This is a genomic window from Sphingomonas segetis, from assembly GCF_009720245.1.
Lineage (GTDB): Bacteria > Pseudomonadota > Alphaproteobacteria > Sphingomonadales > Sphingomonadaceae > Sphingomicrobium > Sphingomicrobium segetis.
Genome location: NZ_WJSQ01000178.1, coordinates 1 through 4,894 on the forward strand (window position 1 = coordinate 1; position 4,894 = coordinate 4,894).

A 4,894-nucleotide genomic window follows, 5' to 3' on the forward strand; every position below is an offset into this window, starting at 1 on the left:
GCGGGGGGGGCGGCCGGCTCGGGGCGCCGGGCATCGGCGGTCGTCGCCGCGAGAACCGCGGCGCCGGTCAGCAGAAGCATAGCCTTTTGCATGAATCTCTGTCCCCTCGGTAAGCAGTGCACCCTATCGGCGGCGACGGATTCGACGCAAGCGAGTGCTGTTGCAAAATTGATACAGCGCATTGACAACTTGCCCGTAACGAGTCGGCAAGCGTTGCAAGCCTCTCCACCCTTAACCTATCAAACGAGGCAGTTCGGCAAAGTCGCACTTGCCGATCCACGGCAGCCGTGGCCCCGCGCTCGGCTAGTGAAGGGGAAGATTAAATGAAGCTCGATTTCCGCAAGCGTCTTCTTGCAACGACGCTCCTCGTGGGCACCGGCCTGCTCGCGACTCCGGCCTTTGCCCAGGAAGGTGGCAACCAGCCCGAGCCGCCCGATACCAGTGCGGTCCCGACGACTCCGGCCACGGTCGGCCCGGTCGAGGGCCAGGGCGTTCCGAGCACGAACGCGCAGGGTGCGCCGGTCACGGCGCCGTCGGAAATCATCGTCACCGGTTCGCGCATTCCGCAGCCGAACCTGCAGACCGCGAGCCCGGTGACCACGGTCACCAGCCAGGAAGTCAAGCTTTCGGGTACGACCCGCACCGAGGACCTCGTCAACTCGCTGCCGCAGGTCTTCGCCGACCAGGGCTCGAACATCTCGAACGGCGCGACGGGTACCGCGGCGATCAACCTCCGCGGCCTCGGCGCCAAGCGCACCATGGTGCTGATCAACGGCCGGCGGCTGGTTGGCGGCGACCCGCGTGTGCCGGTTCCGGACATCAACTTCATCCCGCTCCAGCTGGTCAAGCGCGTCGACGTGCTGACCGGCGGTGCGTCGGCCGTTTACGGTGCCGACGCCGTGGCGGGCGTCGTCAACTTCATCATGGACGACACCTTCACCGGCCTGCGCCTCGACGGCCAGGCAAGCGTGTTCAACCACCACAATCACATGGGCGGCGACATCGTCCGCGCCAACACGACGACGCAGACCGACGTCTTCGGCGTTCCGGCTTATCGATATCCGACCGGCATGAGCACCAACGGCGGCTCGCAGGACATCGCGGGCGTGTTCGGTGCGGCGTTCGACGACGGCCGCGGCCATGTGCAGGCCTATGCCACCTACCGGCACCAGGACCCAGTGCTCGAAGCGACGCGCGACTTCTCGTTCTGCGCGCTCGGCGCCTTCGCGCCGCAGTACGTCGCCGCCTATGGCGAATATTATTGCGGCGGCTCGTCGACGTCCGACACGGGCAGCTTCCGGACCTTCACGCCGGGTGGCGCGGCACTGAAGGCGTACCACGTCGAAGGCGAGGCATTCGTTCCCGGCACGACCCTGTTCAACTATGCGCCGTACAACTACTTCCAGCGCCCGGACGAGCGCTACACACTGGGCGCGTTCGCGAACTACGAAATCAGCCCGGCGTTCAAGCCTTACCTCGAAGTCATGTTCATGAACGACCACACCGACGCGCTGATCGCGCCGTCGGGTGACTTCAGCAACACGAACCGGATCAACTGCGATAACCCGCTCCTGACTCCGGACCAGCTGTCGAAGGTTTGCACCTCGCCGGTCTACAACGCCGCCGACGCCAACCCGACCTTCAATTCGAAGGGGCAGCCGGTCTACAAGAGCTACTTCGGCAACCTCGTCGGGGCGACGCCGATCTTCGATCCGAACGGCCCTGTGCTTTGCTCGGATCCTGCTGATCCGACCACCTGTAACCCGATCGGGATTCTCGGCTTCAACACGCCGACGTTGTTCCCGAACGGGACCGGCGGCACCTTCACGCAAGGCATCATGACCATCGGGCGGCGTAACGTCGAAGGCGGCGGCCGCGACGACGATCTCGAGCACACAAACTGGCGCATCGTCGCCGGCATGCGCGGCGACGTGGCCCGGGGTATCAGCTACGACGTGTCCTACCAGTACGATAAATCGCTGCTCTCCGAGACCTACTACAACGACTTCTCGCTGACCAAGCTCACTCGGGCTCTCGACGTCGTTGCGGTCAAGGATGGCGTGATCGTCGCTCCGGGCACGGAGGGCGCGACCATCCAGTGCCGCTCGGTCGCGAACGGCACCGACTCGGCGTGCGTTCCCTACAACGTGTTCGCGACCGGAGGCGTGACCCCGGATGCGCTCGCCTATGTCCAAACCCCGGGCTTCCAGCGCGGTAACGTGGCGTTGACGATCGCCCAGGCGAACATGACATTCACCGGCGCCGACTACGGCCTGCAGACGCCGTGGGCGGACACAGGCATCGGCGCCAACATCGGTGTCGATTACGTGAAGAATTCGCTGTCGTTCAGCCCGGACATCGAGTTCCAGACCGGCGATCTCACCGGCCAAGGCAGCACCACGCCGCCGGTTGCCGGTCACACCGACGTGCGCGAGATCTTCGGCGAGTTGCAGGTGCCGATCGTGGAGCACAATTTCATCGATCTGCTGCAGTTCAGCACCGGCTATCGTCTGTCGAACTACCATATCGGCGGAGACAGCTTCAACACGAGCACGTACAAGCTCGACGGTGAGTTCGCGCCGATCGCCGACGTTCGCTTCCGCGGCAGCTACAACCGCGCGGTCCGTGCGCCGAACGTGTCGGAGCTGTTTTCGCCGCAGGCGATCGGCTTGGTCGGCACCGAGGATCCGTGCGAAGGCACCGCGCCGACGGCTACACTGGAGCAGTGCGTCGCAACGGGGATCTCAGCGTCGCAGTACGGTGCAATTCCCGAGAATCCAGCGCACCAGTACACGGGTTTTCTGGGCGGCAACCCCAACCTGGTGCCGGAAAAGGCCGACACCTACACGTTCGGCGTAATCCTCCAGCCGCGGTTCATCCCGGGCCTGGCGCTGTCGGTCGATCACTTCAACATCAAGGTGAAGGGCCTCATCTCGACGCTCGGTTTCTCGACCGTGATGAACGAGTGCATCACCGAGGGCCTGTTCTGCGACCTGATCAATCGTGATCAGTTCGGAACCTTGTGGCTCACCCCGCAGGGCTTCATCACTCTGTTGAACACCAACGTCGGTGGCCTGCAGACCAAGGGCTTCGATTTCAATGGCTCGTACAATCGGCGCCTCGGGGGCATCGGCACGCTGAACCTCAGCTTCGTCGGAACCTACCTGAAGCGGCTGATCACCAACCCGTTCGGCGACATCTTCTACGATTGCGCCGGTTATTACGGGAACACCTGCGGCACGCCGAACCCGAAATGGCGTCACAAGGCTCGTGTCTCGCTGACCATGCCGAACGGCATCGGCGCGTCGATCCAGTGGCGGCACTTCTCCGGCGTCCAATTCGATGCACTGAGCAGCAACCCGGTCCTCAACGATCCGGAATTCGCGCCTGGCAACAACCATTATACGAAGCGCGATTACTTCGACCTGTCGTTCACGGCGAGGATGGCGCAGAAGCTCAATCTGCGTCTCGGCGTGAACAACATCTTCGACAAGGATCCGCCGTTGAACGGCGCTGCGCTCGGCAACGGCAATACCTATCCGCAGGTGTACGATGCACTCGGTCGCTACATGTTCGCGGGCTTCACCGTCGACTTCTAAGTCCGGCGGCAAGGCAAAGAATGGCGGCGGGTCCTCGAAAGAGGGCCCGCCGCTTTCTTTTGCGCGCGCATTTGGCCAAACAGCGCGCGTGACAAGCGAGGCGGAACTCGAGCAGCGGGCGCGCACGGGCGATGCGCGGGCGCAGTTCGCGCTCGGGCGCGTGCTGCTCGACGGGCCCAGGGCCGCGGTCGACGGCGGGCGGGGAATTGACTTGGTCGAACAGGCAGCGGCGAGCGGTGACGGCGACGCTACGGCGATGATCGCGTTGTTCGATGCGATGGGCATCAACCGCCCACCCGACTGGGAGCGCGCGCTCGACCGGCTGGCGCTGGCCGCCGAACGCGGGTCGAGCTCGGCGCGGCTTCAGCTCCAGCTCCTGGCGCGCAATGCTCCGCGTCAGGAGCGGTTCGCTTCGCGTAGCGGCAGCAGCTGGGATGAATTGCGCGGCCGAGTCGATTTGCCACGCGCACTTCAGAGCGGAGCCTTCAAGGCGCTCAGCGAGCAGCCGCGGGTGCGTGTGATCGAACAGTTCGCGTCGCCGGCCGAATGCAGATGGCTGATCGAGCGCACGCGCGAGCGGCTTCGTCCGGCAAACGTGATCAACCCGGCGACGGGCGCCCTCGGCTACACTGCCGGCCGCAGCAACAGCGGCGCGGAATTCCAGGTCCCCGACATGGACCTGGTGATCGAAATGATCCGCGCCAGGATTTCAGCCGCGACCCGCCTTCCGCTTCCCCTGTTCGAGCCGACGCAAGTGCTCCATTATGCCCCGGGCCAGGAGTTTCGCCCGCATTTCGATTTCCTGGATCCGGTGAATCCCGCCTATGGCGAGGAGCTGCGCAGGGGACAGCGGGTCGCCACTTTCCTCATTTATCTCAACGACCGCTTCGCAGGTGGCGAAACCGACTTCCCCGAGGTGGGGCTGAAGTTCAGAGGCCGCACGGGGGACGCCATTTTCTGGGCCAATGTCGGCCCCGACGGCCGGCCCGACCCGCTGACCCGCCATGCCGGGCTGCCGCCCACGTCCGGCGAGAAATGGATTTTGTCTCAATGGATTCGCGGCCGTCCCGGTCAGGCGCGATAGCCAATCGATTGCTTTTCCGCGCATTGGCGAACACTATTCGATGATGGCGACACGGGCTCGGGAACAGCAGGCGGACCGTGCGGCTGCGGCCGGAGACTTCGCGACGGCGCGCGCCCTGCTCGAGGAAGCGGTGGGCACCGACGCTTCCGACCCGCAGCTGTGGATGAAGCTTTCGGCGCTGCGCCGGGCAGGCGGCGACCTCCCCGGCGCG

3 protein-coding genes are annotated in these 4,894 nt (G+C 64.8%); all 3 read left to right on the forward strand.

Annotated elements, in window-relative coordinates; translation table 11 throughout:
* Nucleotides 1–323 precede the first annotated feature (323 nt).
* Nucleotides 324–3,599: a TonB-dependent receptor domain-containing protein gene (locus GH737_RS13000; protein ID WP_155265228.1), complete on the forward strand. Its 3,276-nt coding sequence runs from the start codon at nt 324–326 to the stop codon at nt 3,597–3,599.
* Nucleotides 3,600–3,687: 88 nt separating this feature from the next.
* The gene (locus GH737_RS13005; RefSeq protein ID WP_196233170.1) at nt 3,688–4,683 is read left to right on the forward strand and encodes a 2OG-Fe(II) oxygenase; all 996 of its coding nucleotides are present in this window, start codon (nt 3,688–3,690) and stop codon (nt 4,681–4,683) included.
* 43 nt (nt 4,684–4,726) lie between these two features.
* Nucleotides 4,727–4,894, forward strand: a 168-nt coding sequence (locus GH737_RS16130) for a tetratricopeptide repeat protein (protein WP_476749617.1), incomplete at its 3' end; no start/stop codon positions are given.

Excerpts from the sequence above, each read along its gene's own strand:
- GH737_RS13000 (WP_155265228.1), top strand. The coding sequence starts at position 324 with ATGAAGCTCGATTTCCGCAAGCGTCTTCTTGCAACGACGCTCCTCGTG.